General features: G+C 58.7%; 20 protein-coding genes and 1 riboswitch. Of the genes, 5 read left to right on the top strand and 15 right to left on the bottom strand.

All coding sequences use genetic code 11. The features are described from left to right. Positions 1-90: 90 nt before the first annotated feature. The 11 genes from AH68_RS04440 to gltB all read right to left on the bottom strand — a co-directional run bounded on the left by AH68_RS04440 (position 91) and on the right by gltB (position 14651). Positions 91-936, bottom strand: a complete 846-nt coding sequence (locus AH68_RS04440) for an IS3 family transposase (protein WP_081995941.1) — start codon at positions 934-936, stop codon at positions 91-93. Then, complete coding sequence (locus AH68_RS04435; RefSeq protein WP_039199817.1) at positions 891-1457, bottom strand: helix-turn-helix domain-containing protein; 567 nt, start codon at positions 1455-1457, stop codon at positions 891-893. Before AH68_RS04435 ends, AH68_RS04440 begins: the two co-directional genes overlap by 46 nt. Positions 1458-1551: 94 nt before the next feature. Beyond that, positions 1552-2082 (bottom strand): hypothetical protein, encoded by a 531-nt coding sequence (locus tag AH68_RS04430; protein ID WP_039198013.1) that lies wholly within the window; start codon positions 2080-2082, stop codon positions 1552-1554. A gap of 88 nt (positions 2083-2170) precedes the next feature. Beyond that, positions 2171-3391 carry a tyrosine-type recombinase/integrase gene (locus AH68_RS04425; RefSeq protein WP_039198011.1) on the bottom strand — a complete coding sequence of 407 codons (1221 nt, stop codon included), beginning with the start codon at positions 3389-3391 and terminating at the stop codon, positions 2171-2173. 253 nt (positions 3392-3644) lie between these two features. Beyond that, positions 3645-4202, bottom strand: a complete 558-nt coding sequence (locus AH68_RS04420; RefSeq protein ID WP_039198009.1) for a SixA phosphatase family protein — start codon at positions 4200-4202, stop codon at positions 3645-3647. Between the two features lie 88 nt (positions 4203-4290). Continuing rightward, positions 4291-5346, bottom strand: coding sequence for a tRNA (adenine-N1)-methyltransferase (locus AH68_RS04415; RefSeq protein ID WP_039198007.1), 1056 nt, complete (start codon positions 5344-5346; stop codon positions 4291-4293). A 109-nt stretch (positions 5347-5455) separates the two neighbouring features. Further along, entirely contained in the window at positions 5456-6307 is an 852-nt protein-coding gene (locus tag AH68_RS04410; RefSeq protein ID WP_052189145.1) for an ABC transporter ATP-binding protein, read from the bottom strand. A gap of 104 nt (positions 6308-6411) precedes the next feature. Beyond that, positions 6412-7668 (bottom strand): glycogen synthase, encoded by a 1257-nt coding sequence (gene glgA, locus AH68_RS04405; protein ID WP_039198005.1) that lies wholly within the window; start codon positions 7666-7668, stop codon positions 6412-6414. A gap of 215 nt (positions 7669-7883) precedes the next feature. After that, on the bottom strand, positions 7884-8345 hold the full coding sequence (locus AH68_RS04400; protein WP_039198003.1) for a membrane protein: 462 nt from the start codon (positions 8343-8345) through the stop codon (positions 7884-7886). Positions 8346-8530: 185 nt separating this feature from the next. Beyond that, the gene (locus AH68_RS04395) at positions 8531-10078 is read right to left on the bottom strand and encodes a glutamate synthase subunit beta (protein WP_039198001.1); all 1548 of its coding nucleotides are present in this window, start codon (positions 10076-10078) and stop codon (positions 8531-8533) included. A 1-nt stretch (position 10079) separates the two neighbouring features. Next, positions 10080-14651 carry a glutamate synthase large subunit gene (gltB, locus tag AH68_RS04390; protein ID WP_039197999.1) on the bottom strand — a complete coding sequence of 1524 codons (4572 nt, stop codon included), beginning with the start codon at positions 14649-14651 and terminating at the stop codon, positions 10080-10082. Between the two features lie 226 nt (positions 14652-14877). Next, a riboswitch (TPP riboswitch) is annotated at positions 14878-14981 on the top strand. A 68-nt stretch (positions 14982-15049) separates the two neighbouring features. Between gltB and AH68_RS04385 the strand changes: the two genes are divergently transcribed. The 4 genes from AH68_RS04385 to AH68_RS04370 are packed head-to-tail and all read left to right on the top strand — an operon-like array spanning position 15050 to position 19887. Next, the gene (locus AH68_RS04385) at positions 15050-16399 is read left to right on the top strand and encodes a solute carrier family 23 protein (RefSeq protein ID WP_039199814.1); all 1350 of its coding nucleotides are present in this window, start codon (positions 15050-15052) and stop codon (positions 16397-16399) included. A 50-nt stretch (positions 16400-16449) separates the two neighbouring features. Continuing rightward, positions 16450-17574 carry a LuxE/PaaK family acyltransferase gene (locus AH68_RS04380; RefSeq protein ID WP_039197997.1) on the top strand — a complete coding sequence of 375 codons (1125 nt, stop codon included), beginning with the start codon at positions 16450-16452 and terminating at the stop codon, positions 17572-17574. After that, complete coding sequence (locus tag AH68_RS04375) at positions 17571-19073, top strand: acyl-CoA reductase (protein ID WP_039197995.1); 1503 nt, start codon at positions 17571-17573, stop codon at positions 19071-19073. Before AH68_RS04380 ends, AH68_RS04375 begins: the two co-directional genes overlap by 4 nt. Positions 19074-19089: 16 nt before the next feature. Then, positions 19090-19887 (top strand): SDR family oxidoreductase, encoded by a 798-nt coding sequence (locus AH68_RS04370; RefSeq protein ID WP_039197993.1) that lies wholly within the window; start codon positions 19090-19092, stop codon positions 19885-19887. Between the two features lie 109 nt (positions 19888-19996). On the opposite strand, the gene hemW is transcribed toward AH68_RS04370, so the two are convergent. Beyond that, positions 19997-21202 (bottom strand): radical SAM family heme chaperone HemW, encoded by a 1206-nt coding sequence (gene hemW / locus AH68_RS04365; RefSeq protein ID WP_039197991.1) that lies wholly within the window; start codon positions 21200-21202, stop codon positions 19997-19999. Then, complete coding sequence (gene lepA / locus AH68_RS04360) at positions 21202-23082, bottom strand: translation elongation factor 4 (protein WP_039197988.1); 1881 nt, start codon at positions 23080-23082, stop codon at positions 21202-21204. The genes hemW and lepA overlap by 1 nt, the downstream gene beginning before the upstream one ends. 156 nt (positions 23083-23238) lie before the next feature. Between lepA and rpsT the strand changes: the two genes are divergently transcribed. After that, positions 23239-23499 (top strand): 30S ribosomal protein S20, encoded by a 261-nt coding sequence (gene rpsT, locus AH68_RS04355; protein ID WP_003835031.1) that lies wholly within the window; start codon positions 23239-23241, stop codon positions 23497-23499. Positions 23500-23599: 100 nt separating this feature from the next. Here rpsT and AH68_RS04350 read toward each other — a convergent pair whose 3' ends face one another. Together AH68_RS04350 and AH68_RS04345 are read right to left on the bottom strand one after the other, a co-directional pair. Further along, positions 23600-24349: a trimeric intracellular cation channel family protein gene (locus AH68_RS04350; RefSeq protein WP_039197985.1), complete on the bottom strand. Its 750-nt coding sequence runs from the start codon at positions 24347-24349 to the stop codon at positions 23600-23602. A gap of 175 nt (positions 24350-24524) precedes the next feature. Then, positions 24525-25652: a branched-chain amino acid aminotransferase gene (locus AH68_RS04345; protein ID WP_039197984.1), complete on the bottom strand. Its 1128-nt coding sequence runs from the start codon at positions 25650-25652 to the stop codon at positions 24525-24527. Positions 25653-25917 lie beyond the last annotated feature (265 nt).

Genomic DNA, 25917 nt, shown 5'->3' with positions numbered 1-25917 from the left:
GTATGATACACCCGCCGGAACACGAAAACGCCCCTCCCCCAGCATTGAACTGCGCCCCGATTGTTGGACGTTGTTAATTAGGATACAGCCCTAGACCGCGAGGGACATGCTCCGGAACTCCTCCGGGGTGTGTCCCTCGAGTCGTATCTGGCGCCGTCTGGTGTTCCAGTGCACGATGTAGGCGTCCAGCTCGCGTTTGAACTGCTCGTACGAGTCGAACTCGCGGCCGCGGTAGAACTCGTCCTTCAGGTGTCCGAACACCTGCTCGGTGGCGGCGTTGTCCAGGCAGTTGCCCTTGCGGCTCATGGACTGGCGGATGCCGAGGCGTTCGAGCTCGTCCCGCCACCATTGGTGCTGGTACTGCCATCCCATGTCCGAGTGCAGTATGGGTTCCGCGCCGGCGGGCAGGCGCTCCGCGAGCATGGCGAGCAGACGCTTCTGCTGGTCCAGGTCGGGACGCCGGCTCACGTCCCAGGCCACGATCTCCTTGCTGGCCATGTCGTACACGGGCGCGAGGTACGCCTTGCCGCCCGCCACCTTGAACTCGGTGACGTCGGTGCCGAGCTTGGAGAACGGACGGGCCGCGTCGAAGTCGCGTCTGAGCAGGTTATGCACGTGGCCTCCCGTCCCGCCCCTGTACGAGCTGTACCTCCTCCACGGGTTCCTGGAGCGGATGGCGCATCTCAGTCCCATGCGCCGCATGACCCTGAGCACGCTCTTGGCCGACACTCGTTGCCCGAACTCGTGGACCAGACACATGCGCACCTGCCGGTGGCCGCACCCGTTCGGGGTGCGCTCCCATATCTCCCGTACCATCGGCTCCACGTCCGGCCTGGACACATGCGCCGGGCGCGACAGGTGATGGTAGTACGTGGATCGCGGCAGCCCGGCTATCTCGAGGAGGTGGTCGAGCCGGTGTCCCCGCCCCGCGAGCAGTCGGACGACGGCGCTTCGCTCGCGCCGCGTGACTTGGACGCCCGCAGGGCCCGGAGTTTTTCCAGGTACGCGACCTTCGCCTTCAGGTACGCGACCTGTTCGGCGAGCTCCTGCTCGCGCGTCGGTTCGGGCTTCGGTCTGGATCTCGCGCCTTTCGGCCTGCCCTTGGGTTTCGGCCTGAGCGCCTCCGGACCTCCGGACCGGTAGTCGCGGCACCAGCGCTCCAGGGACGCGATGCTCGCGATCCCGTGCCTGGCCATGGCCTCCGTCTTGGTCAGACCGTTCTCGACGTGGTCGCGCGCCGCGGCGACCTTCGTCTCCCAGTCGTAGCGTCTGCTGCCGCCGCCTCCCATGACCGCCTCCTCGCCGCCGGACCTGTACAGCATGATCCAGTTTCTCGCGGTATACACCGGTATGGCAAGCCGTCTGGCGAGCGTGTCCTTGCCGGCTCCGGCCTTGATGAGTTCCAGCGCCTCGCGCCGGAACCCGTCGTCGTAACGTCTCCTTCGATCCTCACGCATACGAAAGAACCGCACCTCCGATCATCGAATCTGAATTTCTTCAGTCCAACAATCGGGGTGCGGTTCATACCGCGAGCGCCGGGGTTTGAATGTTTTAATCGTTTTTCTTGTTCCTGATCGCCTGTATCAGGCTTGAGCCTGAGGCGAGAAGACCGGCGATGCCGCCTATGACGGCCGCCGCGTTGTTCCCGTTGAGGACACCTGTGAGGCAGATGACCCATGGTAGTGCGGACATGCTGGCGGATGTGATGAGGACCGCCCATGATTCAAGCGTCGACGAGCGCAGCATCGCCTTGTTTTTGGTACGTACGGTTTCCTCCGACATGCGCATAATGCGTTCGGGAAACGTCGGATCGACGGTTTTGAAACCGGCCATATCCTCCGGCGACGGGGTCGGCCCGTCCCAGAGCGACGCGCCTATTATCGTCTGTCGTCCATTACCGTCCTGCGGGTCGCCTCGCCCATCGACATCATGATCAGTCTGGCCGACGACGTCTCCACGTCCGTTCCCGCTATCCTTTTTTTGATTCGGTTGAATTCCGTTGTCGGATTCGGCGCCATCACGAGGGATACCCCCCTGCGTATTCCCTTGGTCAAAGCGTTTGTCTTCATGCTCATCGTCCACGGCACCTCCTTGCTTCGTATCTCAATCTACCGGCGAGCGCGGGGCGTGTCAATACTCTTTCGTGTTGCGGAAAAGCCGCCGCCGTCCGTCACTGGCCGTCGCGGAGGTCTGGCAGGGCGGCGTCGAGCGTCTTGGCGAGCCGCCGTTCCCTCCAATGCGTGTACACGCTGGTGGTGTGGATGTCGGTGTGGCCCATGATGGCGGTGCGCTCCTCGTCGCTCGCGCCGGCGGCGGCGAGTTCGGTGGCGAGCCAGTGCCGCGCGCTGTAGATGTCGACGTACGGCAGTCCCGCCATCTTCAGGGCGCGGCGCCAACGCTTCTCCTCGTTGTCCCGTCTGATGGGATGGCCGTAAAGATTGGTGAACACCAGTCCATGGGACGGCACGCCCCATTTGACGATATGCGCCCAAAGACGGTCCCAAAGCCCCTGCGGAATGGGAACTGTCCGCACGCCTTTGGCGGTCTTCGGTTTGGTCAGCCAGATCGCCCCATCCAGATGCTCGGCTTCCATCCAATCCGGGATCGTGGCGCCGGCTGGTATCGGCTTGGCCTGCTGGCACACGTTGATGACGGGAATCCCATGATGCAGTTCCAGCTGGTAGGGCATCAGGCCATACCTCTCCCCCGGCCGCATGCCCGTGGTGAAGGCAAGTTCGAACATGAGTGCCCACTTCTCACGCTCGTCCGGACTGTCGAACACTGCGACCGCCGGATCGGGCTCGGCGAGCGCGGCCTCGATGACCTTCGCTGGGTCGGCGACGTCGAGGATGGGGCGTTCGTACCGGTCCTCCGGCATTCGTCCGACGTTTTCCATCGGGTCGTCGGCGATGAGTCCGTCCCGTTTCGCGGTTCGGAGCATGGCGCCGAGGACTGCGAGATAGGTGTTGACGGTCTTGCTTTTGCGTGTGCGGCGCAGTCGTCTGCACATGCCGTTGATGTCGTCGGCGGTGAGCCGGTTGAGGCGGATGTTCCCGATGATCGCGTTCATGGTGCGCATCCAGCTGGATTCGTTGCGCCAGGTGGTGGGGTTGACGGTGGTCCTGTGCTTCTCCATCCACCGTTCGAAGTAGTCCGCGGTTTTCGGGCCGTCCTTGCTGGGCAGTCTTCCGTCCCGCTCCCATTCCGCTATCTTCGCCTGGAAACGGGCGCGCGCCTCGCTTTTCACCATGCCGGTGGCTTCGATCGGCGGGCGTCTGCGTCCGGTCGCCGGGTCGGTTCCCATGTCCTTGCGGAAGTGCCATCGTCCTTTGGAGTCCTGGAACACGCTTCCGGATCCCCCGGTCCTTCTGTTTTTCGTCTTGCCCGCCATGACTGTCCTCCCGTGTCAGGGAGTCCACTCTAAATCACACTCTAAGTGGGCGTAAAACGCCGTTTTCGGCAGGAAAACTCGTATCAGCGTCACGCGCGCACAACACCATACAAGCCTTACTGCCGTCTACGTTTCCGCAGTATTCCAACGATTCGGCGTCATACCGGCATAGTGTGGCGCGTATTAGCACGGTTTATATCAGTTGGCACAATAACGTTTCATGCCTCTCAACATCATGCCGATCGACAAGGAATTATTCAAAATCCTTGGCCGTCAGCAATGCGATGAGTTCGCCGCTGTGCAACTGCCATTGATTGAACGGCTCGTTCGATCCGAACACGGCGAGCGAAGCCGGCGACATGCCCAGGTTCAGCAGGTCGAGCAGCGTCGCATCCGATTCGGAGCTCGCCAGCCACTGGCATGCGATCGACACGGTGGGCTCATGGCCGAGCACCAACAATTCGCGATGCTTTTCCTTGGTCTGGGCAAGCTCGTCGAACACGGACTGCACCCCACCCTCATACAGGCTCTGGCGATAGTCGACCTTCGGGTCGTCGCCGAACACCTTGAGCATGCGGTCGCATGTCTGTCTTGCTCTGGTGGCGCTGGAGCACGCGATACGCGTCGGCGCCATTTTGTGCGTGACCAAGCCTTTGGCGACGGCCTTCGCCTGCTTGCGTCCCTTGTCGGTCAGTTCGCGCCCGGCGTCGCCGCCGTCACCGAACGGTTCGGTCTTGGCGTGGCGCATCACCAGCAGCACGTATTTGTAATCCTTGGCTTTCTTCGCAACCTTCTTGAGGCTCGTTCCCATGGACGAATGCTCCAATCCTTAACGATCCGATGCGCGTCAACGCAACACACACGACTATTGTCTCAGGACAACTGCAAGAAACACCGTATCAATCGCCGATAGCCTCGACCTGCGCGTCGAGATCGCGCAGCACTTTGCGCAGCTTACGGTCGGAAATGTCACGTAGTTCAAGGTCTTCGAGCTGTTCGGCACGTTCTTCGGCGCTCAGGGAATCGATATCCGTGGTCGTGTCTTTCGTGGCACGGTCGCGTTTGCGCAACGCCTGGAATCCCGGAGCCATCGCACGGGATACCATAAGGAAACCGGTGTGCCCGATCATCTGATGGTCGGGGCGGATCGCCAAACCCTGCGCCTTCCAGTCACGTTCCAGCGTTTCCTGGATGTCCGGTTCCGTCCAGCAGCCGGCTTCGCGCAACGCCTCCGCCATACGACTCAGCTGCGTGGTGGTGGTCACATACGCCACGAGCACGCCTCCGGGGGCAATCACTCGATACGCCTGTTCAAGCCGGTTCCAAGGGTCGAGCATGTCAAGCATGATGCGGTCGAAGGAATGCTCCGGCAACGTGGCCGCCACCGAGTCGAAATCTCCAGTTTTCAAATCCCACCAAGCAGGGCGGCCTCCGAAATAGACCGTGGCGTTCGCTTCGGCCACGCGGGCGAATTCCGACCGCATCTCGATGGTGGTCAGCCGGCCGGACTCACTCACCGCGTCCAACAGGTTGATGCTCATGGCGCCAGATCCGGCTCCGGATTCCAGCACGTTCATGCCGGAACGGATGTCGCCCAACTGAATTACCTGGGCAATGTCCTTCGGATACATGATCTGCGCGCCGCGAGGCATCGACAGCACATAGTCGGCCAGCCGCGGGCGCATTACCGCGAACTGCCACCCACCGATGGCGCGTGTGCCCTTCCAAGGCTTGTTGGCGTCGCGTTCCGGATGGTCCTGGTTGATCTGGGTCTCACGTTTGGCGCTCACCGTCACCACCACAGATCCCTCCAGCTGCCCGATCACGTCGTCGTGCAGAATGATGCCATGCGAGGTCTGCGTCACGCCACCAGGCACCAGCTGGTCGGTGATCTTATTGGATCTGCGATCCGTAAACTGCACTTTCTCGCCCGCCGTCAACGGTCCTCGACGCATCAATCGCTCCTTCATTCCCAACACGGCTTCCATCATTGCGACAGTGCGGTCAAGACCGCCTGTCTGGCGCTATTCATGCTACAGCATGTTCCGCCATGCAAAGCGCCAGTTACAGCGCGTACGCGTTCCAGCGCCCGTTCATGTGTGTCACCTCGAGCTTCAGGCCGAACACCTCGCTTAAGCGCGCGGACGTGAAGCCATGTTCCAAGTCGCCCGTGTACACGATGGTTCCGGGGGCCGGATCGTTGCCTGCCACATTGTCGGCATAAGCATCGGCTTCGTTGCCGGTGATTCTACCCATGATCGCCACATGGTCGAATCCCTGCGGAATCTCCTCAAGACGATGCGTCACCAATACCACGGCACGGTCTGATTGTTCGGCACCAACCCTGCTCAACGCACGAAGCGCGATCTCACGACCACCCAGGTCGAGTCCTGTGGTCGGTTCATCCAGAATCAGCAAATCCGGATCGGCCATCAGCGCACGGCAGATCAGCACGCGCGTACGTTCGCCTTCCGAAAGCTTGAACATCATCTTGCCTTCGAGGTATTCGATGCCGAATTCGCGCATCAGGGAGCGCGCCTTGGCATAATCTTCGTCGGTGTAAGTGTCGCGCCAACGGCCGGTGGTCGCGGTCAATGCGGTCACGATGGCGTCGAGCGGATCTTCCTGAGGCGGGAATGCACGGCTCAGTTCCGCGGAGCTCAAACCGATGCGGTTACGGTAGGAGAACACGTCCACTTTACCGAGACGGTTGCCAAGAATGTCGACGGTACCTTCCGACGGGAAGCCTCTGGTGCTCATCATTTGAACCAAGCTTGATTTGCCGATACCGTTAGGACCGAACAACACCCATTTCTCACCTTTGTTGATTTCCAAATTGACCTTGGTGAGAATCACACGCTTACGACGACGGAATTCCACGTCAGTGAGTTTCAGCGCGATGTTCTTTTCCGACATTCTTCCTCCCCTGCCATTGTGCAGATTGCAGTCATGAAAACGCCTTCCGCCAGAATAATGCGTACGGCGAAAGGCGTTCACGTATCATCTACGTGGCGAACGGGCTATTCGGCGGCTTTGCCCTGCTCGGCAAGCACGTCCTCGTAGACCTTGACGGTCTTGTCGGCGATCGACTCCCAGCTGAAGTTGTCGCGTGCTCGTTCATATCCAGCCTGTCCCATCTGCTTCGCTTTTTCAGGGTCGGCCATGATGCGGTTAATAGCGTCGGCCATATCGTGCACGAACTTGTCTGGATTGGTCGGGGTGCCAGTGCCGTCGTGCAACTGGTCGATGGGCACGAGGTAACCGGTTTCGCCGTCGACGACGACTTCAGGAATACCGCCAGTCGCGGAGGCCACCACGGGCAGACCGCAGGCCATGGCTTCAAGGTTCACGATGCCGAGTGGCTCGTAAATGGACGGGCAGATGAACGCGTCACAACCGTGTTCGAGCGCGTTAAGTTCCGGCTTCGGCAGCATCTCTTCGATCCAGATGATGTTGCCGCGCTCCTCATCAAGCTTGGCGAACGCGGTTTTGACCTCGTTCATGATTTCCGGAGTGTCGGGTGCGCCGGCGCACAGCACGACCTGGATGCCTGAATCGACGAAATGCAACGCCTGCAGCAGGTACGGCAGACCCTTCTGCCTGGTAATGCGGCCGACGAACAGGAGCGTGGGCTTATTGCGGTCGATGTTGTAGCGTTCGAACACCTTCCAGCCCGGATCATCGTCAGCCGGGGTTTCGAACTGGCTCATGGTGATGCCATTGTGCACCACGACCACCTTGTCGGGATCGAGATTCGGATAAGCGGACAGGATGTCTTCGCGCATGCCGGCGGATACGGCGATGACGCGGTCGGCGTGCTCGTATGCGTCACGTTCAGCCCACGAGCTCAGGTCGTAGCCGCCGCCCAGCTGCTCACGCTTCCATGGACGGAACGGTTCGAGGGAATGCGCGGTGATGACCAGCGGCGTTCCGTGCAGCATCTTGGCGAGGTAACCGGCTAGGCAGACGTACCATGTGTGGGCGTGGATGATGTCGGCGTCCACATCGTTGGCGATCTGCAAGTCGACGCCAAATGTTTTCAACGCGCCGTTCGCCTCTTGGAGTTCCTTGGGAACGTCGTACCCGATGACCTTAAGCGAACCTTTAGGATCATCACTCGGAATCTTGGGGATCTCATTCTCGGCACGCGGTCCATCAAACGCACGGACCGTCACATCCACGCGTTCCGCCAGAACTTTGGAAAGCTCCTCCGCGTGCACGCCTGCGCCGCCATACACCTTGGGCGGATATTCACGGGAAAGGATTTCAACCTTCATATCTGTGCTCTCCTCTTCGAGTCAGGCAGTTGTTCCATCACTACTGTAAGGCAATTTTTCAATGAAACGCCTGATTGTTTCATTCGTGTCACAAAGTTTTGCATCTTTTCTGACAAACCAAGACCGAACGGTGCCGTCATTCGTGACTCGCATGTGAAAGCGGGGCTGCATTCTTCCATCGGACGCAGCCCCGCTTTACGTTCATCGCTTTACTATCAGACGGCCGTACCATTCTGATCGAGATTCGGATTATGCTTCGGATTACCCGCCGTGAAGAACAGACTAAGCACACCGATGGCAAAAACAATGGAAACGGTTGCGATGAGCCACATCGGATGTGATGGAAGCCACATGACTACAAGGAATGCGATTGCGGACAATGCGATCAGCGTCCAGCTGGCTACGCGGAACCACTGGCGCATGGAATGCGGCGCTTTGAACATCTTCGGATTTGTGTAATCCGGATTGGTGGTCAGCAGGCTTTCATTTTCCACGACGCTGCCGCCGGTCGGTTTCCATGGGCCGTCGGTGCCGTCCTGCAGGCGACGGGACTTCTCCTGAAGCTGGTATTCGTCAAGCATGCCGGAACGGCCACGGCCTCTGGTCTGGTCGTACTGTTGAGGCACTCCCCTGCGGTTCTGCTTGGCTTGGGCACGTCGTTCGGCGCGATTTGGCATTGGTGCACTCCTTTGTTACGTGTTGCTGCATGCTACTTTAGCGTATGCTGGACCCGTATGCTGGCTGTTTTCCACGCTTCAGTCATATCGATTCAAGAAAAACGTTACCTATAGGGAAAGTGGTCTTCATCCGCATTCTGATGGATGCGGATGAAGACCACTTGAATCTTAGTGTCGCCGTCGAATCAGCGTGGCAGCATCATCGGCCTTTTGGAGGCCACGATGGGTGCCGGCAGTTCAGTGGCACCGGTGAGGTATTCATCCACGGCAGCCGCGCAGGAGCGGCCTTCGGAGATGGCCCATACCACGAGGCTCTGGCCGCGTCCGGCGTCGCCACAGGCGAATACACCATCCTGGCTGGTGGCGAACTTGTCGTTGCGAGCCACATTGCCGCGCCCGTCGAGGTCAACGGGCAGCTGGTCCACGAGCGTGGTGGTGTCCGGATGCAGGAAACCGACGGAGATGAGCACCAAGTCGGCCGGGATCACGCGTTCAGTGCCCGGCTGACGTGTGAACGGGCCGTTTTCGCCGGGTGCCACGTTCACGACCTTGAGGCCGGTCACATGTCCGTTCTCGTCGGCCACGAAGCCTTCGGTGGCGGTGGAGTGTTCCACCTTCACCTTAGCCTGTTCCTCTTCGGTGCCGACGAAGTTCACGGAATCCGTGCTGTACACGTATTCGGCGCGCTGGGTTTCGAAGCCTTCCTCCATGGAGGAGGTCTTCTGATACAGGCGTGCGAAAGTCGGCCACGGTTGGTTGGCCGGGCGTTCGCTTGGTTCCTGCGGCATGATCTGCAGCACAGTGACGTCCTTGGCGCCTTGACGGATGGACGTGCCCAAGCAGTCGGATCCGGTATCGCCGCCGCCGATGATCACGACGTGCTTGCCTTCGGCGGTGATGTCATTGACTGGCTTAACGCCGTAGATGCGGCGGGTCGCGTCAGGCAGGAACTCCATGGCGAAGTGGATGCCTTTGAGTTCACGACCCGGAATCTTCATGTCGCGCGGCACGGTGGAGCCGATGGCAACGACCACGGCATCGTAGCGGGAGCGCAGGTCGTCCCAGGAGATGTCTTTGCCGATCTCCACGCCGGTACGGAATACAGTGCCTTCGGCCTCCATCTGTTCCACACGGCGGTCGATGAGTCGCTTGTCGAGTTTGAAGTTCGGAATGCCGTAACGCATCAGACCGCCGATGGCGTCATCACGCTCGTATACGACCACGGTGTGGCCGGCGCGGGTGAGCTGCTGGGCGCATGCTAGACCGGACGGGCCGGAGCCGACCACGGCGACGGTCTGGTCGGTCAGACGCTGCGGAGGCAACGGCTTGACATAGTCAAGCTCCCATGCCTGATCGATGATCGTGCACTCGTCGTTCTTGATCATGGTCGGCGGCTGGTGGATGCCTAGCACACAGGCGGCCTCGCACAGCGCGGGGCAGATGCGGCCGGTGACCTCAGGGAAGTTGTTCGTCTCGGACAGGCGGTTGTACGCGTCTTCCCACTTCTCCTGGCGGACCAGATCGTTGAATTCTGGAATGATGTTGCCCAACGGGCAGCCGTTCATGCAGAACGGCGTGCCGCAATCCATGCATCGGGCCGCCTGTTCAGTGGTCCAAGGTTGCAGGCCGGATTCGGCGTGGACGTCGAACCAATCCTTGATTCGCTCCTCGACGGGGCGTTCGGCCAGTTCGCGACGGGTACGGACCTTCAGGAATCCACGTGGATCTCCCATGTCAGCGCGCTCCTTCCATAACCTGCTCGTACACCTGTTCCCAGACGCCGGGCGTATTAAAATCGATATTGTTCTCTTCGGCGTTCTTCATCGCCTTCTGCATGGCGATGAAGTGCTTCGGCACGATGTGCGTGAATCGCTTGGATGCATTCTTCCAGTCGGCGAGTAGTCCGGCTGCGAATGCGGAACCGGTCTCTTCCGCATGCTGCTTGACCAGGCCATGCACGATTTCGTCCGACTCACTGTCGAGCGGTTCGAACAGCAGTGCGCCGTTGGTGGCGGCTGCCGGGTTGACCTGCTTCATGTCGAGATCAAGCACGTACACGTGTCCGCCGGAGAAGCCTGCGCCGAGGTTACGGCCCGTGGTGCCGAGAATCACGACGGTGCCGCCGGTCATGTATTCGCATCCGTGGTCGCCGACGCCTTCCACCACGAAGGTGGCGCCGCCGTTGCGCACGCCGAAACGCTCGCCGGCACGTCCCGCCACAAACATCTGGCCGGAGGTGGCACCGAAACCGGTGACATTGCCTGCGATCACGTTCTTATGCGGATCAAAGGTGATGCCCGCCTCCGGACGCACGACCATGCGTCCGCCGGACAGTCCCTTACCCGCGTAGTCGTTGACTTCGCCGTATATGCGGATGGTTTCGCCGCGCGGAATGAACGCGCCGATGGACTGGCCGCCTGCACCGTGGAAGGTCATGTCGATGGTGTCGTCCGGCAGGCCTTCCTCGCCGTAGCGCTTGGTGATCTCGTAGCCGACCATGGTGCCGAGCGTACGGTACACGTTGCGGATCGGCATCTCGATGCGCACCGGCTCCTTCTTTTCGAGGGCCGGCTGCGCAAGCTCGATGAGCTTGTTGTCGAGCGCCTTGTCGAGTTCGTGGTTCTGCTCGATGGTCTGATGCAGGATGGTTCCCGGAACCGGTCCCGGCTGCATGAGCACGTTGCTCAAATCGATGCCGTCGGACTTCCAACGCTTGATCGCTTCGTTCTGGTCGAGGCATTCGACATGGCCGACGGCCTCCTCCAAGGTGCGGAAGCCGAGCTGTGCGAGCAGTTCGCGTACTTCCTCGGCGATGAACATGAAGAAGTTGATGACGTGCTCCGGCTTGCCCTTGAAACGTGCGCGCAGTTCGGGATCCTGGGTGGCGATGCCCTGCGGGCAGGTGTTCTTCTGGCAGGCACGCATCATGACGCAGCCTTCGACAATCAACGCCGCAGTGGCGAAGCCGAACTCCTCGGCACCAAGCAGGGCTGCGATCACCACGTCGCGGCCGGTCTTGAGCTCGCCATCGCATTGCACGGTGATACGCGAACGCAGGCCGTTGAGCACGAGCGTCTGCTGGGTTTCGGACAGGCCAATCTCCCATGGGGTGCCAGCGTGCTTGATCGCGTTGAGCGGAGCCGCGCCGGTGCCACCGTCGTAACCGGAAATCAGCACCACGTCGGCATGGCACTTGGCAACGCCGGCCGCGATGGTGCCGACGCCGAATTCAGAGACGAGCTTGACGTGGACGCGGGCCTTCGGATTCGCCATCTTCGCATCGTTGATTAGCTGCTTCAGATCCTCGATGGAATAGATGTCATGGTGCGGCGGCGGAGAGATGAGCTCGACGCCCGGGGTCGCGTGACGCACCTTGGCGATCCACGGCGGGACCTTGGCTCCCGGAAGGTGGCCGCCTTCGCCAGGCTTGGCGCCTTGGGCGAGCTTGATCTGCAGATCGGTGGCATGTACCAGGTAGTCGCTAGTCACGCCGAAGCGCGCCGATGCGATCTGCTTGATCTTGCTGTAGCGCAGCGGATCGTTGATGCGGTCTTCGGATTCTCCGCCCTCGCCGGAGTTGGAACGTGCGCCGATGGTGTTCATGGCGATGGCGAGGGTCTCGTGCGCCTCCTGGGAGATGGATCCGTAGCTCATGGCGCCGGTGGAGAAACGCTTGACAATCTCGCTGGCCGGCTCGACCTCGCTGATGTCGATCGGCTTGCGATCGGACTTGAACTTCATCAGGCCGCGCAGCGTCATCAGACGGTTGGAGGTGTCGTTGATGTGCGCCGAATACTTCTTGAACATGTCGTAATCGCCGCGCTGGGTAGATTGCTGCAGCAGGAAGATGGCCTCAGGATCGTTGAGGTGGCCCTCGCCGGTGCGACGCCACTTGTATTCACCGCCGGTACGCAGGTTGCGGTGCGGACGGGCGGTCCACTGCGACGGGTAGGCGACGCGGTGACGGATGGCGACCTCTTCGGCCAGCTCGTCGAGCCCGACGCCGCCGACGCGGGAGGTGGTACCGGTGAAGTATTCGTCGATGACGTCCTTATTCAGGCCGATGGCTTCGAACAGCTGCGCGCCACGGTAGCTCATGATGGTGGAAACGCCCATCTTGGCCATAATCTTGAGCACGCCAGTGGACAGCGCGTTGGTCAGGTTCTTCACCGCGGTTTCGGCGTCGACGTTGAGATAGCCCTTGCGTGACAGGTCTTCAACGGATTCGAAGGCCAGATACGGGTTGACGGCCGCCGCGCCGTAGGCGATCAGCAGAGCGACATGGTGGATCTCACGCACATCGCCGGCCTCGACGACCATGGAGATCTGGGTGCGCGTGTGCCTGCGCAGCAGATGGTGCTGCACCGCGGAGGTGAGCAACAGCGATGGGATCGGCCCCCACGTGTAGTTGGAGTCGCGATCGGAGAGCACGAGGAAGTTGGATCCGTTTTCGATGGCTTCGTCGACTTCCTGGAAGATATCGTCGAGACGTTCCTTCAGAGCCTTGCCGCCGCCTGCGACCTGATAGAGGCCCTTGACGACGAACGGCTTGTAGTAGCCACCGAGGATCTTGGCTCGGTCAAGGCGCTTGAGCTGCGCCATTTCGTCGGAGTTGAGCACCGGCAACGGGATGAGGATTTTCTTGGCGTGCAGTTCGGAATCGGCCAGCAGGTTCGGCTCGGGGCCGATGGCGGATTCGAGGCAGGTCACGATCTTTTCGCGTTCCCAGTCGAGCGGTGGGTTGGTGACCTGCGCGAACTTCTGGGTGAAGTAGTCGAACAGCATGCGGCTGCGGGAAGAGAGCGCGGCCATAGGCGCGTCGTTGCCCATGGATCCGAGTGGTTCCTTGCCGGTGTTGGCCATAGGGGCGAGCAGTAGCTTCAGGTCCTCTTCGGTGTAGCCGAATGCGCGCTGGCGGCGCTGCACGGACTGGCCGGAGTGGTTGACATGCTCGCGCTTGGGCAGTTGGCTCATCTCGACGGTGTTGCCTTCGACCCACTGGCGGTACGGATGCTGGGATGCGAGAGACTTCTTGATTTCTTCGTCGGGGATGATGCGACCTTCGTTGGTGTCGACGAGGAACATCTTACCCGGCTCCAAGCGGCCCTTGGATACGATATGCTCTTCGGCGTTCTCCGGGAGCACGCCGATTTCGGATGCGAGCACGATGTAGCCGTCGTCGGTGAGCTGCCAGCGACCGGGGCGGAAGCCGTTGCGGTCGAGCAACGCGCCGACCTGGGTGCCGTCGGTGAAGATGATGTGCGCCGGACCGTCCCACGGTTCGATCAGCGTGTTGTTGTACTCGTAGAACGCTCTGACGTCGGAGTCAAGCTGGTCGTTCTTCTCCCATGCTGGCGGCAGCATCATGGAGATGGCATGTGGCATGGAACGGCCGGACAGGTGTAGCAGTTCAAGGCATTCGTCGAACGTGCCGGAATCGGAGTAGCCCGGGGTCGCGATCGGCAGCAGCGGCTTGAATTCGCCGAGCAGTTCGGAGCTCAGGCGGCCTTCACGTGCGGACAGCCAGTTGCGGTTGCCTTGGATGGTGTTGATCTCGCCGTTGTGGGCCAGCTGGCGGAACGGCTGTGCGAGCGGCCAGCTCGGGAACGTGTTGGTGGAGAAGCGGGAGTGCACGATGGCGATCTTCGCCTTCATGCGTTCATCGGAAAGGTCCAGGAAGAAGGGCTTGAGCTGCATGGTAGTGAGCATGCCCTTGTAGGTAATGGTACGTGCAGACAGGGACGCGAAGTAGATGCCCACCTCATGTTCCACGCGCTTGCGGATGCGGAACGTCTTGCGGTCCAGTTCGATGCCGGCGAGCTGTCCTTCAGGGTCGGCCACGACCAGCGTCTTGAACGCAGGCATGCTGGCGAGCGCCTGCAGTCCGAGCCCGTCCGGGTTGGTGGGTACGACGCGCCATGCGAGTACTTCGAGGCCTTCTTCGCGCACGATCTTGGTGATGGCCTGCTCCTGCTGTCCGGAGGTGGCGATGTCGCGGTCAAGGAACGCGATGCCGGCTGCGTAATGGCCTTCTTCGGGCAATTCCACGCCTGCGGTGGCGCGCATGAACTCGTCTGGCATGCTCATGAGGATGCCTGCGCCGTCGCCGGTGTTCTCCTCGGCGCCGACCGCACCACGGTGATTGAGGTTGACGAGCACTTCGATGGCATCGTCGATGATCTTGCGTTCCGGGCGCTTGTTGAGGGTGGTGACCATACCCACACCGCAAGCATCATGCTCAGCGCCAGGATCGTACATACCTTGGGAATCATGGATCGTGAGATCTAACGGGGCGTGGAAAGTCACCGAAACCACCTTCAATGTTTTTAGGCAAGAAAAGTCTTGCGGTTCTTTAATGCGTGGATTAGAATAACGCGCCCCTGTATCAAACACGTTTCATGTGTCCATATAACGAATACCCCGAAAAGTCAAGACATACTTTCTCGAGGGGATGTGGAGAATATCCAACGAACCGGACTCTCACGCCAACTCATCCAAGTATCGACGCATGCCGTTATGCTGGCTGCTTGTCTGAATAGTACAGGGGAGCCGATATGTGGCTGAGACGGGCTTTTGCCCGGACCCTCATACCTGATCAGGGTAATGCCTGCGTAGGAATGTTACGAACGGTGCACATATACGTTCCTCTGTGTCGGCGATCATAAACTGGTCATCCTCCATATAAGGAAGAGAGGGGAATGGACATGTCTGCCATGTCGCAACCATCCGTTCAGAACGGATCCGATTCGAAAAAGCTCACTCCAAAGAACGTTTTGCTGGGTTTGCAGCATGTGTTGGTGTCTAATGTGTGGCTTGATCCGGTATTTGTGGCCGGTGCCATTGGGTTGCCGTTGGCCTTATCTTCGAATATGGTGAACGCTATTTTCATCGTGTCTGGTTTGGTCACGTTGATTCAGGCCACGAAGTTGGTGCGTCTGCCAATTGTGCAAGGTCCGTCTGCCGCGTTCGATGCGTTGATGATTGCCGCTGGCACCGCCGGTTCGTTGGCTGCGGCTGGCACGTCGATTTTTGTTAGTTCGCTGATTTTCGTGGTGCTGTGTCTGACTCGCGTGATTGAGAAGATGCGCTTTCTATTTGCGCCGATGGTTTCCGGCGTGATTATTTTTCTGGTTGGCGTTTCGCTATCGAGTTTCACATTGAGTGAGTTTCTTGGCGGCGCTCCCGGCGATGATGGGTTTGCTGATCCAAAGACGTTGGCCGTGTCTGTGGCGACTTGCGTGTTGGTGGTGGTGCTTTCCCAGTTTGGCAAGGGTATGGTCAGGGCGCTTTCCTACTTGATTGCATTGGTTGTCGGCACTTCGCTCTCCATAGTGTTTGGCATGGCAGATTTTTCCGGGGTTGCGTCCAAGTCTTGGTTCGGTCTTCCTCAGATCATGCCATATGGTGGTTTTGATTTTGATGCTGCGGTTTTTGTACCATTCTTCATTGCGTATATGGTTGCGATTATGGAGGCGCTTGGCGTGTATCAGGCGGCCAGCGAGATTCAGGGCGTCAAGCTTGAGGATCGTCAGGTTCGTTATGGCTTGTCCGGCGAAGCGGCTGGTTCCGCTATTTCTTCGCTGATCGGTGGTTTCACCACTACCGCGTATCCGCAGAATGTCGCTTTGCTTAAGGTTACGGATGAGGGCAAGTCCCGCACCTGCGTGCCGGTGATCATCGCCGGTGTGGCGTTTGTGGCACTTGGTTTCATACCGAAAGCCGGTGCGATGTTGTCGTTGATTCCCTCCCCTGTAATCGGTGGCATTTTCCTTCCGGCCGCGGCGAGCCTGATCAGCACGGGCTTCAATACGCTGCGCAAGGCAGAGTCGGACGACCGATCCCAAGTAGTCATCGGCTTGTCACTGCTGTTGGGTATCGCGTTGCCGAACGCATTGAGCGGTCTTGAGAGCGGCGCTCACGTGTTCTTCTCCAATTCGATTCTGGTCGGCGCGTTCTGCGTGGTGATTCTCAAGGCGTTGCTGATCGATTTGCCGAATCTGATCAATCGTCACAAAACAGGCACAGGCAATGACGAGGATCAGACACAGGCTTGATTCACGATCAACCGTTACCGAAATTGAACATAGGAAAGGAACATTGCATCATGACATCGATGTCGCTAAACACTGAAGCTCAGCAGATCAAGGCAGATGTGCTTGAGTTCATCGAAAAGTACGGATGCGAAACCGCGCCGGATAAGGCGTTCGACGCGCTCGCACGCCAGATTTTCGCTTTTCAGTACGCTCATAACATGCAGTATCGTACGTATTGCATGTCTCGCAGGGTGACTCCGCAGACGTTGTCCAGCTGGATGGATATTCCACCGATGCCGGTGGATGGGTTCAAGATGCTGACGCTCACTTCGGTTCCCGAAACGGAGTGCGAGGCCGTGTTCATGACCAGCGGCACCACGCATCCCGGCCAACGTGGACGCAATTATCATCCTGATCTTGAGGTGTGGGACGCTTCGATGATCGGCCCGTTCCGTCATTTCATCATGCCTGACCGCAAACGTATACGCATCGCAATACTCTCCCCCGCTTGGGAGATGAACCATAATGGTTCGTTGGCCCGTTATCTGACGCGTGCGCTGGAGCAGTGCGGCAGCGAAGGCAGCGGCTTCTTCTTCCATGAGGATGGTTTGGATTTCGCGGGCGTGGAAGGATTCCTCGATCAGGCGGTGGCCGATGGCGAGCCGGTGATGCTGATGGGCGCCTCGTCTGCATACCTGTATCTGCTTGACTATCTTGCCAGGCAGGGCAAGACCTATGCGTTGGCGAAGGATTCGCGTGTGTTCGATACCGGTGGATTCAAGAGCACAAAAACCAATATGACGGTCGATGACCTGTATGCGAGGTTCTCTGAGGTGTTCGGCGTCGCTCGCACGCACTGTGTGAACATGTATGGCATGACGGAGTTGAGTTCACAGATTTACGACCAGAATCTGCTGTCGTACTATACGGATGGATCGTCGAATTATCTGAAGGCTACGCCGTCGTGGGTTCGCTCCGTGTTTCTCGATCCGGCGACCCTCATGCCTGTTCCCAATGGCAAACAAGGTGTGATCGCGCATTACGATTTGGCGAATTGGAATTCCTGCCTGGCGATTTTGACGGAGGACCTTGGCGTGCGCACCGCTTCCGGTTACGAGCTCAATGGTCGTGCGAAGGGTGCGGAGGCACGTGGTTGCTCCATCGCCGTCGATGAGGTGATGGCGGCGAACGCATGAGCATCATCGATATTTTCCATACGCCGCGCGGTTTCGTGTTTCAAGATTTCGAAACGCGCGACATCATCACCAATCATGGTGAGGTCACGTTACGATATCCGGTGCTCACTGCGGAAATAATCCGTGATTTGTGCGGGACAGTACGTCGCAATCGGCTGCAGACACTGTCGGCATATTCCGTCGAACGCATTGTGGATGTTATCGGTAAGGCTGTGGAATTGTGGACGGATCCCGATTATGAGGAACGTCTGCTTGCCGAATCGTTGATTCCCGCCATTACCGGCTATGATGCGACGATGACACGCATCGAGTTGAAACGCTACATGCGCATGTTTCGTAGACGCGAGCTGTTGCGTTTTCTCGACGATGAGCTGTCAAGCCCGCGCATACTGGACGAATACCGTCCGAACAAGTCCGGCGGGTACACGCGCCTGTATGGACCTGATCTGACGTTCCACGTGTTCTCCAGCAACGTTCCCGGCATTCCTGTGTGGAGCATGACCATGAGTCTGCTGACGAAAAGCGCGATTATCGGCAAATCCTCGTTCGATGAGCCGCTGATGCCCGTACTTTTCGCGCACTCTTTGGCGCAAATCGATCCGGATCTTGCTGACGCTTTGGCCGTGGTGCCATGGCGTGGCGGCACTGTGGAACTTGAAGACATGGCGATCGGCGAAGCGAATGCCGTAATCGCCTACGGCTCTTCGCACACCACTGAAGCCATCCGTCCACGCGTCGGTACCGGCAAACCGTTTCTCAGCTATGGTGCTCGCATCGGCTTCTCACTGATTGGCCGCGAAGCGTTGCGCGCGGACACGCATGTGCAGACCGTGCACCGCATGGCCGTGGACGTGGCCACCTACGACCAACAAAGCTGTTTGGCGCCGCAAACCATCTTCGTGGAACGAGGCGGCGCCATCTCCCCCGCGCAAACCGCCGAACTGCTTGCCCGCGAACTCGACTCGCAGCAGCGCAAATACCCAAGATCCGCCCCTTCCGATGAAGAATCGCTCGCCATACGCAGAGCGCGTTCCGAAACCGAGATGAAAGCGCTGTTCATGGCGGCTCCGGCACCAGACGGTTCCACGGCCCAAAGCGACCCACAGGCGCCGTTCGTCATCGAGTCACCGCAAGGCACCAGCTGGACCGTGCTCTACTTCCCCAATACCGACAGTCTCACCTCATTGGCGACCCCACTCAACCGCACCATCAACCTCGTCGCCGTGGATCAGCTCGAAAACGCACTGCCAGCGCTGAAACCATATCGCGCTTGGCTGCAGACCTGCGCGATCGCCGCCAGCTCATCCAGACTATTCACACTTGCGCAACACGTGGGCGAATACGGCATCGACCGCATCTGCCCCGTCGGCGAAATGAACCGTGCGAAATCCGGATGGCATCACGATGGCGGATTCAACATCCTCGATCTTGTCAGAGCCGTTGACATCGAACGCAACACCGACCGTTACTCCGACACCTTCGACATCGATTACGAATAATCCCTAAGGAAACCCCATGAACCAGCAACATACAAGCCGACCGCTCACCGGCAAAACAGCTATCGTCACCGGCGCAAGCCGAGGCATCGGTGCCGCAATCGCACTCAGACTCGCGCAACTCGGCGCCAACGTGACCATCGACTACCTGAGCAACAACGAACGCGCACAACAGACCGCGCGACGCATCGAACACGACGCCGAAGCGCAAGGACGCATCATCGTATGCAAAGCAGACGTGACCGACCTAAACCAAGTCAACGAACTCACGCAAACCACAGTCAACACTTTCGGCGGCATCGACATCCTCGTCAACAACGCACTCAATCACTACTCGTTCGATCCGCGCAACCGCATCACTTTCGGCAATACCGTCTGGAACGACTATGCAACCCAACTCGAAGGATGTCTCAAAGGCACCTACAACACCTGCACAGCCGCACTGCCATACATGCGACGCCAATCATGGGGACGTATCGTCAACATCTCCAGCAACCTCGTCGACAGTCCCATCGTCCCCTACCACGACTACATAGCCGCCAAAGGCGCACTCATCGGGCTCACGCGCTCATTAGCGCAGGAAGCCGGAGCGTGGGGCATCACGGTGAATGCCATCGCCGCAGGTCTGACCGTAGGCACGGATTCAAGTCGCGCCACTACTGAAGATATTCGCGAACATATCATCGAGCAGACGCCTTTGGGACGACTCGCCACCGCCGATGACATCGCAGGGGGCGTAGCACTGCTGGTGGGTGAGGATGCACGTTTCATCACCGGACAGACATTGCATGTCGATGGCGGCCTCACGATGCGCTGATTGCGAACATCCGGCGACAGCCGCATTCGAGGCTTGTTCAATCCACACACTGTATCCGCCCATACCAAGATGGGCTGTCTAAAACCAATTCGTCAGAGGATTATCGGCGTTATAACGAACAGGCGTCGAAGAAACGCTCGATGACGGTGTCGTTGAGCAGGCGTCCGGTTCGGGTTGGAATCACACGTCCGTCACGGATCACGATAAGACCTTCGTCTTCCATGGGTTGGATGCGAGCCATATCAACCGTGCTTCCAAGAAGGCTCAAATCAAGGCCCTCACGTATGCGCAGACCAAGCATGATGATTTCTTCGAGGTTCTCCTCGTTGGAGATTCGTTCGCGTCCCGACCATGGCATATCGCCGGCGTTGATAGCCTGACCCCACATGCGCGGATGTGCGATATCCCAGCTGCGTAAGCCCGAAGTTTTGACTGTTTCGGTTTTTTCCTTCGGCATGGACTGTTCGACATCCAGCACGTTGCCATAGTGGCTGTGCGCACCCGGTCCAAGTCCGGCCCAGTCGACATTGTGCCAGTAGCCGAGATTATGTTGCGATTCATAACCAGGCCGTGCCCAATTGCTGATCTCGTACCATTCAAGACCGGCCGCGCTCAACAGATCGTCGGCGATCTCATATTTGGTTGCCTCATCGTCATCATCGGGCGTAGGCAATGTTCCTGCCGCAATCTGACGTCCCATTTTCGTGTTCGGCGCAACGGTCAACGCATATGCCGAAATATGGTTGACTCCCAAATCGATCGCCGTGCGTACGGAAGTGCGCCAATCATCAAGGCTCTCCCCCGGCGCACCGTAAATCAAATCCACGCTGGAACGCATGCCGGCAGCATTTGCCGCGGCGATTCCTGCCGCCACATTGGCCGGAGTATGCGTACGGTCCAATGTTTTCAGCACGCTTGGCACGGCCGACTGCATGCCGAAAGAGATGCGGTTGAATCCGCCGTTCGCCAGTTCCTTCACATAATCGGCGTTCACCGTGTCCGGATTCGCCTCGGTGGTGATTTCCGCGTTCTCGGCAATGCCCCACGTATCGCGCACGGCATTCAGCATGTCCACCAGATCCGAGGCTTTCAGAATCGTGGGCGTGCCACCGCCGAAGAAGACGGTGGCCGCTTCCGGTTCGTCAATGCCGTGCGCGATCTGCCAATCGCGAACGATCGACATCTCGCGAATCACCATGTTGGCGTAGTTGCCGCGCGATGCGCCCGCTCCCATGTCGACGGCGGTATACGTGTTGAAATCACAATAACCGCAGCGGCGCATGCAGAATGGCACATGAATGTAAACTTCGAACATCAGCCTTCGGTCTTCTGGGCCGCACGGATCTTGTCTTTGGTGTCACGGTCATTGCCGGTCTCTCCGGTCGACAATGCGGCGATGAACGCCTCTTGCGGCACCTCGACATGGCCGAGCATCTTCATGCGCTTCTTGCCGGCCTTCTGCTTTTCGAGCAGCTTGCGCTTACGGGAAATGTCGCCGCCATAACACTTGGCAAGCACGTCCTTGCGCAAGGCACGAATGTTCTCGCGTGCGATGATGCGGGAGCCGATGGCGGCCTGAATCGGGATTTCGAACTGCTGGCGAGGAATGAGCTCACGCAGCTTCTTCGTCATCATCACACCGTAGGAATACGCCTTATCCTTATGCACGATGGCGCTGAACGCATCGACCTTCTCACCCTGGATGAGAATGTCAACCTTCACCAGATCGGCGGACTGTTCGCCGTCCTCATGGTAGTCAAGCGACGCGTAGCCCTTGGTGCGGCTCTTCAACTGGTCGAAGAAGTCGAACACGATTTCAGCCAGCGGAATACGATAATGCATTTCCACACGGTCGGCGGAAATGTATTCCATAGTGCCCATTTGGCCACGATGGTCCTGACACAAGTCCATGACGGCGCCGATGAATTCCTTCGGAGTGATGATGTCGGCGGCCACCATCGGTTCGACGATCTGCTTGATCTTGCCGTCGGGGAATTCACTCGGATTGGTCACACGATACACGGAATTGTCTTCCGCAGTGACCTCGTACGGCACGTTCGGCGCGGTGGAGATCAAATCAAGATTGAATTCACGGCTCAGTCGTTCGGTCACGATCTCCATGTGCAGCAGGCCAAGGAAGCCGCAGCGGAAGCCGAAGCCCAACGCCACAGACGTTTCCGGCTCATAAATCAGGGCCGCGTCGTTGAGCTTGAGCTTGTCTAGCGCCTCACGGAGTTCCGGATACTGCGCGTTGTCGATCGGGAACAGACCCGCGTAGACCATGGGCTGTGGGTCACGGTAGCCTTCGAGCGGATCGGCTGCGGGCTTGAGCGCAGAAGTGATGGTGTCGCCCACCTTGGACTGGCTGACATCCTTCGCGCCGGTGATCACATAACCGACTTCGCCCGCGCCAAGCGCCTTCGTAGGCATCATGTCTGGACTGATCACGCCGATTTCAATCGGATCATGGGTCATGCCGATACCCATCATATGCAGTTTCTCACGGGAACGCAGCTCGCCATCGACCATACGAATGTAGGTGACGATACCGCGATAAGAGTCGTAGACGGAATCGAAGATCAACGCACGTGCGGGTGCTTCCGGATCTCCAGTCGGCGCCGGAACGTCGGCAACGATACGGTCAAGCAGTTCGGACACGCCTTCACCGGTTTTACCGGACACGCGTAGCACTTCGGAAGGATCGCAGCCAATCAGGCCTGCGATTTCTTCGGCATGCTTGTCTGGTTCCGCGCTGGGAAGATCGATTTTGTTCAGTACAGGAATGATGGCCAGATCGTGGTCAATGGCCATATACAGGTTCGACAGGGTCTGTGCTTCGATGCCCTGTGTCGCATCGACAAGCAGCACGGCACCCTCGCATGCGGCGAGTGCGCGGGAAACCTCGTAGGTGAAGTCGACGTGACCTGGAGTGTCGATCATGCCGAGGGTGTATTCGGTGCCGTCGAACGTCCACGGCACGCGCACGGCCTGCGATTTGATGGTGATGCCACGCTCCTGCTCAATATCCATGCGGTCCAGGAAACGATCACGCATCTCACGTTCGGGCACGATGCCGCTGAGCTGCAGAATACGGTCTGCCACCGTAGACTTGCCGTGATCGATATGCGCGATGATGCAGAAATTGCGAATCAACGACTGATCGGTGAAACCGGGCTGGTTATGCTGCTGGCCCACGCCATCCTCCTCCTGAAATATTCGACGCAAACGATTCTAACTGCTAGTATCGGCATGGTGAGTCGCGACACTCCTAAGCCCGTTGGCGATTTATCCGCGCGCCATGTTATCATCACTGTTTGTATGTCCTTATAGAAAACGTCGTTTGGAGAAATAGTGGCAAACATCAAGTCGCAGAAGAAGCGCGTTCTCACCAACGAGAAGGCCCACAAGCGCAACGTGGCCGTGAAGTCCAGCCTGAAGACTGCCGTTCGCGCCACCCGTGAAGCTATCGCCGCCGGCGATAAGTCCGCAGCAGAAGCCGCCTACAAGGTCGCAGCTCAGAAGCTCGACAAGGCTGCTGGCGCTGGCGTGATCCACAAGAACCAGGCTGCTAACCGCAAGTCCGGTCTTGCCGTGGCCATCAACGCTCTCTGAGTTTTAGAAGCTCACAGCTAACGAAAATCCCGCAGGTTTTTCCTGCGGGATTTTTTTGTTACGCAAATATCTTTTTCGTTTAATTACTCTCTCACTGCCGCTACTTGCGCTTGTCACACTTGCGTTTGTCGGAATCCTTATCAGAATGAATGACCGGTCGTTTCAAATATTTCGATTCACTTGGCAGATATGTATTATGACGCACCAGCGCTCCCGGAAGCTGAATGTCGAAAATCACCGAAATCAATCGCATGCCAACCATCAATGTGACAATCAGCAGATCAAACACCACTTCGGCTGGAAAACTGACGATTCCAGCGTCCACGCCTTTGCAGACAAGCACCGTCAGTACGCATCCCACGGCGGATGGAACCGCATACCAATGTTTGTCACGAATCACCATCGGCACTTCGTTGATGAGCATGTCTCGAATCAGCCCACCTCCAAGCGCGGTGAACATGCCCAGAAAAACCGCAGTCATGCCTGACGTGTGGTACATCATGGCTTTGCTGGTACCGTTGACCGCATACAATCCCAATGCCAGAGCATCCAATGAAAGCATGGACCATTTGAGCTTGTTGATTTCGGGATGACACACCGCTACAGCCACCGAAGCGAGCAACGCGACGATCACCAAACCCTTGTCTGATACGCCGACTGGCGGCGAAATACCCAACAGCAAGTCACGGATGATGCCTCCGCCCAGTGCGGTGAGCCACGTGGTGACGAGAATCGCGAAAATGTCGTAGCCTTTGCGCACGGCGGCAAGTCCGCCGCACATGCCGCAGCAGAACGTCGCCAAATATTCAATCCCCCAAAAGAAGGCATTACTCTCCAACGCCACCGGCACGCTTCCCTTTCTCTTCCCTCACTCTCGGATTTCGCGACTTCTCATCGTACACAATAAGCCGAGGGGCGGGAAACATGGTGTTCGACCGTAGGCTTGGCCGAACGGCCTTGAGTGTGTCGAACACCATGTTTCCCACCCCTCGGCGGACTTTGAACTATAAGTCAGTCGCGAAAAATCAGCAGACCTTCCACATCCAGTTGTGCGGATCTTCGATCTCGCCAAGCTGGATGCCCAGCAGCTGGTTGCGCAGGTTCACGGTGAATTCGCCGGAGTTGCCGTCGGCAACGGTCACGTCGAACTTCTCGGACTTGAAACGACCGATCGGGGTGATGATGGCTGCGGTACCGCAAGCGAACACCTCGGTGACTTCACCGGACTTGATGTCTTCGAGCAACTGGTCCAGAGCGATCATGGTTTCAACCACGTCGTGGCCGTTGTCCTGGATGAGCTGAATCAGGGAGCGACGGGTCACGCCCGGCAGAATGTTGCCGGTCAGAGACGGGGTCTCCACGTGGCCGTCCTTGTGCACGACCATCATGTTCATGCCGCCAAGTTCCTCAAGGTAGGTCTTGGTGGCGGCATCGACGAAGCAGACCTGCTCGCAGCCGTGGTCGATACCGGTGTATTCGCCCAGCAGGGATGCGGCATAGTTGCCACCGCACTTGGCGAAGCCAGTACCGCCAGGACCGGTGCGGAACCACTTGTCTTCAACCCAGATGCTGACCGGCTTCACGCCGCCCGGGAAGTACGGGCCGGACGGGGATGCGATCACGCAGTAATCCACTTCCTGTGGAGCGCGCACGCCGAGGAACGGCTCGGAAGCGAACATGAACGGGCGCATGTACAGGGTGTACTCGCGGCGGGTCGGAACCCAGTTCACGTCACGCTTGACGAGGGCGGCCACGGAACCGATGAAATCGCCAATCGGCAGTTCTGGCAGGTACAGACGCTTGGCGGAGTTCTGGAAACGCTCGGCGTTCGCATCCGGACGGAACAGCCAGGTGGAGCCATCGGCGTGACGGTAGGCCTTCAGACCCTCGAAGCATTCCTGAGCGTAGTGCAGAACGGATGCGCCCGGATCCATCTTCAGCGGCGCATACGGCTCGATGCGGCGGTCTCCCCAGCCTTCGCCCTTGGTCCAAGTCATGTGGGCCATATTGTCGGAGAAGACCTGACCGAATGCCGGCTTGTCGATGAGTTCGGCACGTTTGGCGTCGGATGCCGGGTTTTCGTTCGGGAGCACGGTGAACTTCTCGGTGAGCTTGTCAAGCTCTGCCGGATCGTGATGATTCTGTTCAGTCATTCTTTACTTCTTCTTGTTGCAGCCGCCCGAAAGCGGCCCGCGGTTGTTGGTATTCCAGTGCTTGTGGCACCGGCTCTGGTTAGTAACTTTCCCACATCATAATCTCTTTCGATTACAAGCGTTCGCGATATGAGATAGGAAGAAACATCCTGCGAAAAAGTTGCCGCCCTCACGCCCGTCGGCACCCACCGCAGCCTCGTTCGGTTAACAAGAGCTCCCAGGGTTGGGCACTGTCAGGAGGCCTAGGTAACTGCTGTTAACTGCC

The organism is Bifidobacterium catenulatum PV20-2, from assembly GCF_000800455.1.
Classification (GTDB): Bacteria; Actinomycetota; Actinomycetes; order Actinomycetales; family Bifidobacteriaceae; genus Bifidobacterium; species Bifidobacterium kashiwanohense_A.
Note: the sequence above shows the minus strand (reverse complement) of the source record. Positions and strands in the feature narration are given on the sequence as shown.